We start from the raw sequence: 1,507 nt of genomic DNA on the forward strand, positions 1-1,507 counted from the left end.
GAGAATGTAGAATAACTTGTGTAAATTGAATATTTGATGTGTTATATAACTGGAAATTTCATTTCCAGTTATATTTTTATATTTCTTTTGAAATACTAAAACTGGATAGTATTATGTTTCTAGTTTGTGCAAAAAAAGATAATATATACATAATTTTATAAAATGGACAAACTATACTGCTAACGCTTCGTTGATTCTTTCATTAAACATTATTTCAAATTTTAAAAGTGTAACACCCCAGTTTGGAAGTGGCGAAGTCCATTTTTTCATAACCTGATCTGTTGCTAAATACAATGATTTTCTTAATGAATCATCAGTAGGAAATACTGTTCTAATCTTAGTGAATTTCCTTAGTTGCCTATTAAAACCTTCAAGTGCATTAGTAGTGTAAATCATCTTCCTAATTTCTTTAGTATAAGAAAAATATGTGGACAACTTATCCCAATTTTCATACCATGAATCAATTACAGAATTATAAGTATTATCCCATTTTTTCTTCAACTCATCGAGCTGCGCCAGCGCAATTTCTTCTGTATCCGCCTTATAAACAAGCTTCAAATCTTTCATAAATTCTTTTTTGTTTTTATAAGAGACATATTTTATGGAATTTCTTATTTGATGTATTATACAATTTTGAATACATACCTTTGGAAAAACAGCTCTAATTGCATCTGGCAAACCTCTCAAGCCATCCATGCATGCAATTAAGATGTCTTTAACACCACGATTATTTAAATCATTACATACACTTAACCAAAATTTTGCTCCTTCAGCTTCGCCTATCCAAATTCCTAGAATATCTTTATACCCATTCATATCAACGCCCATACAAATGTATGCTGCTTTAGAAACAATCCTATGTTCGTCTCTTACCTTAAAATGAACCGCATCCATATATACTATAGGATATACTGGGTCTAACATTCTGTTTTGCCATTCTGCAGCTGCATCCATTACTTTATCTGTTATTTTAGATATCATTGATGGAGAGACATCTATGCCATATAGCTCTTCGAGTTCGGATTGAATATCTCTTGTAGACATTCCACGTGCATACAAACCTATTATTTTTTTATCCAACTCACTACATTCTGTTTCATACTTACGAATTGCTCTAGGCTCAAATTCAGATTTTCTATCTCGTGGAATATCTATAGGCACCTCCCCGTAACTACTTCTAACATCTTTTTTAGAATAACCATTTCGATAATTCTTTTCACTTTCGTTATCGGTTCTTTCATACTTCTCTCGGCCTAAATGTTGATCCATTTCGGCCTCAAGCAATTGTTGCATAACATCTTTTAATAGCTTTTGCATCAATCCATTCTTACCGACAACATCATCCATGCTTTTACACTTTTTAATTTCTTCTTGATAATTAATATCCGGTACTTTCATTTGGAATCCTCCCTTATTATTTTTAAGTATATTATTCCAAATCTACCATCAAACAATACAAAAAAAGAATGTAGTAGATTTGTTTTACACAAATCTATCTACATTCCTT

At 31.2% G+C, this 1,507-nt stretch carries 1 protein-coding gene; it reads right to left on the reverse strand.

The window, feature by feature from the left end; all coding sequences use genetic code 11:
- Positions 1 to 171: 171 nt before the first annotated feature.
- Positions 172 to 1,398, reverse strand: coding sequence for an IS256 family transposase (locus tag CLCHR_RS24200; protein WP_079442488.1), 1,227 nt, complete (start codon positions 1,396 to 1,398; stop codon positions 172 to 174).
- Positions 1,399 to 1,507: the final 109 nt, after the last annotated feature.

It is taken from the genome of Clostridium chromiireducens, assembly GCF_002029255.1.
Lineage (GTDB): Bacteria > Bacillota > Clostridia > Clostridiales > Clostridiaceae > Clostridium > Clostridium chromiireducens.